Below are 2360 nucleotides of genomic sequence, written 5' to 3'. Positions count from 1 at the left end.
TCGGGATTGAGTAACAAGACGTGCGGCTCAGTTGTGACCGCGATGCCCTGATTGCAGGCCGCAGCGAATCCTCTGTTCAATTTGTTTTCGATGATGGTGACATGAGGAAACTCGCTTGAAACCATCTCGGTGGTGCCGTCGTTCGAGCCGTTGTCCACTAAGACTGTTCGCCAAGGGGGCAAACCCTTTAAGCATCGGGCCAGTGCGGCGCGACATTTGTAGCTCACGATGACGACTGATACGCTGGCCATTGCATTTAGTACGGGCGTTCGGGCAGCCAGCCACCGTGCTTTGCGATCCAATATTCTCTCGCTTCCTGGAGGTGTTGCGACCAGTCGGCGTTACGGATTACGCTGTGTGTGAGAGATCCAGGTTGCTCGCGCAACAAATCCGTATTCAAGGGATGATCCGCAAAGCACCAGAATGGCGTGGTGAGTCCTGCCTTGGCGATGCGATACGTGTGCTCTACATGTTCAAGCGCGTTTCGGAATCGCTCATCTAGATAACCCACTTCATTGACGGCGCGGGCGGTGTAAAAGCTGAAGGCACCAACAAGCGCAGGGTAGCACAGTAGCCAATCGTTTGCGTGCCGTATGAGCATCTCCCGCCAACGATTTTTTCGACCATGCAAACCAAAGTTCAAGTGATGTATTTGGAAACGATGAGCCCAGTCGATGTAGTATCTGAGCGCGAGGCTGGAAATTAGAAGCATGTCATCCTCCATCAAAAACAAATACTGGCACTTGCGCTCGAGCAGGTGCCGTAATGCTGCGTTTTTCGCTGCGGCGACTCCTTGGTTGCAGGGCAAGCGGATCACATGGATTCCGCGTTGGGCACAGTCGCGTAAAAACGTTTCGTATCCGCTTTGATCGCTCGAGTCATCAACCACAACGCGAACGTCTGCATGGCCCCATTGATGACGGTCTAAACTTCGAGTGCAATTTTTCAGGAAGTCTAAGCGGTTATAGGTGATCACGGCCAGACCTACCGATTTAGCGAGAGGTGGGGAGGACTTGCGCAGTTGGCTTCGCATCTGCCACAATCGACACTGCGTCACGGGGAAGTGGATCGCCCAACGACAAACTTCGCGAACTCGCCTCACACGGTCGGGCTGAGTGGCACGCCATGATTCACGCATGGTTCGTCAAGCGGGATAGGACAAGTTGCTCCCATTGGCGAAGGGTTTGATCCGGGCCAAAATGCCTAAGGATGCGGTCGCGGTTTTGGCGGCCTAGGCTCGCGCGAAGTTCGGGGTTAGCGAATAGCGATTCGATCCGCACGGCGAGCCCCACCGAATCCCTAGGGTCAAAAAGCCACGGCTCGTTTATGGACCCTGCCACCTCTTGTATTCCCGGGATGCGGGTTGCGATAATCGGCAGGCCCGCATACATGTACTCCATAAGAGCATTGGGTTGGCCCTCGTTTGAGGAGGAGAGGAGTCCAACGTCGGCCGAGTTTAAGAATTCAAGGATTTCATCGTGCGATCTCGCGCCGTGATATGACACGTGTGAGGAGAGTTGGAGGTGCCGAACTCGGGCAAGGAATTGCTGCTCGTCCTCGGCTGAGAGAAATCCGCCAAAAAAATGCATACGAAAAGGGATCTGGCGTTCTTTTAACAGCCGCAGTGCCTCCAAAATCGTTTCGTAATCCTTTTGGGGGAAGAAGTTCGCTACGTGAACCAGCGATAGGTCAAGGTCGAGAGGAAAACGAGTCGATTTGTTTTGTATCAATGCGCCTTCGGGGATGAAGCAGTTTCGTATTATGAATACTTCATCAGGTTTGAGGTTAAACTTGTCTCGTAGAAAGCGCGCCCCGATGAGAGAGTTTGCCACAAAAAGTGGTTTGTGGCGTAACACACCGCGCACGAACGCTCGGTTGTAAGAGATTTTCCCGTCATCGTATCCACCTCGGTGATTCCATACGCAAATCCCCGCAGACCACTTGGAATAGTAAGCCGACGCGATGAGAGAGGGCCAAAATGTGAAAGGGATAACGACATCAAATTTCCTCTTCGCGAGGTGTTTCGGAAGCGAGTAGTATTGGATCTGCATAAGCGCATGGCCGATCCAAGACATTAGATTGGTTGCGGGTCGGGCGAAAAGACGACGCCCCCTCAGTTGCCACCGGATTTCCTGATATTCCAAACCCCAGCGTTTCAGTTTGGGAACCAAGCTGCCTAAGCCCCTTCGATTGGCGAAACCCCAAACTTCGACGGCATGGCCGCGGTCTTTCAGGTAGCGAGCGAGCAAGAAACCCTGATGCTCCGCTCCTCCCTCGGTGAGCATGGGCAAAAAAATGAGGATTTTCAAACGAGAGGACTACCGGTGCGCCAACACCTCGACAATTGAGGGCAAGCCGTA

3 protein-coding genes are annotated in these 2360 nt (G+C 53.3%); all 3 read right to left on the bottom strand.

The features are described from left to right. Positions 1 to 182: glycosyltransferase (locus tag NZM04_01085; GenBank protein ID MCS7062638.1), on the bottom strand; the 182-nt coding region annotated here is incomplete at its 3' end. 74 nt (positions 183 to 256) lie between these two features. Beyond that, a complete protein-coding gene (locus NZM04_01080; protein ID MCS7062637.1) occupies positions 257 to 1138 on the bottom strand; it encodes a glycosyltransferase in 882 nt (293 codons plus the stop codon). Further along, the gene (locus tag NZM04_01075) at positions 1131 to 2309 is read right to left on the bottom strand and encodes a glycosyltransferase family 4 protein (GenBank protein MCS7062636.1); all 1179 of its coding nucleotides are present in this window, start codon (positions 2307 to 2309) and stop codon (positions 1131 to 1133) included. Before NZM04_01075 ends, NZM04_01080 begins: the two co-directional genes overlap by 8 nt. Positions 2310 to 2360 lie beyond the last annotated feature (51 nt).

The sequence above is a fragment of the Candidatus Methylacidiphilales bacterium genome, from assembly GCA_025056655.1.
In the GTDB taxonomy this organism is placed as follows: domain Bacteria; phylum Verrucomicrobiota; class Verrucomicrobiia; order Methylacidiphilales; family JANWVL01; genus JANWVL01.
The sequence above is the reverse complement of the archived record's forward strand: the minus strand, read 5'-3'. Positions and strand labels throughout refer to the sequence as shown.

What these genes read in the sequence shown, in the direction of transcription:
- NZM04_01080 (MCS7062637.1), bottom strand. Translation starts at nt 1,138, where the DNA reads ATGCGTGAATCATGGCGTGCCACTCAGCCCGACCGTGTGAGGCGAGTT.